The sequence below is a fragment of the Extibacter muris genome (genome assembly GCF_004345005.1).
Taxonomy (GTDB): Bacteria; Bacillota; Clostridia; order Lachnospirales; family Lachnospiraceae; genus Extibacter; species Extibacter muris.
This window is the reverse complement of record NZ_SMMX01000099.1, coordinates 1-540: the sequence shown is the minus strand read 5'-3', so window position 1 is coordinate 540 and position 540 is coordinate 1. Positions and strand designations below refer to the sequence as shown.

At 49.3% G+C, this 540-nt stretch carries 2 protein-coding genes; both read left to right on the top strand.

Features of this window, described 5'->3' with window-relative positions; translation table 11 throughout:
* On the top strand, nucleotides 1-347 hold a 347-nt coding region (locus E1963_RS20310), incomplete at its 5' end, for a hypothetical protein (RefSeq protein WP_207669430.1).
* On the top strand, nucleotides 344-499 hold the full coding sequence (locus E1963_RS20060; protein WP_167482283.1) for a hypothetical protein: 156 nt from the start codon (nucleotides 344-346) through the stop codon (nucleotides 497-499). The genes E1963_RS20310 and E1963_RS20060, both read left to right, overlap by 4 nt.
* The last annotated feature ends 41 nt before the right edge of the window (nucleotides 500-540 follow it).

Genomic DNA, 540 nt, shown 5'->3' with positions numbered 1-540 from the left:
TCGCACAGGGGGACCGAAGGGGGACTGGTGGGGGAGGGGGAAAGGGAAGAAAGGAAAAGGAAGGTTTCCTCGATCGTTCCAGATGGGGAACAGCCCTTGAAAGGGGGAAAAAGAGAGGGAGAGGAAAGGAGGAAAAGAGAAAGAGGGGCTTATTTTTCAGGAAGAGGGGAAAAAAAGAGAAAAAGGGAAGAAACGTGAAAGAGGACCAATATTGCCAAGAAAATGCCAAGGCAAAGCATGACAAAAAAGGAAGAAAGAAGGGGGGAAGGGGAGCGGACGAGCGAAGAGCCCGCATACACGGAAGGAAGTGTTATCAGAAAGGAGGGAAGGGAAAGAGGAAAGAGTGAATAAACTTCTATCAGAGGAAGGAAGGGAGGGGGGAAAGGAAGGGGAAGAAAAAAGAAGGGAGAAGGAGAAGGAGTATCGTAAGGGGAGAAGGAGGAGAGGGGAGGAGGAAAGAACATACAAGGGGAGAAGTGTTATGTCAGAAGAAAAATAGAGGAAGGGAAAGAAGGGACGCTGATCCATACGGTACGAGGA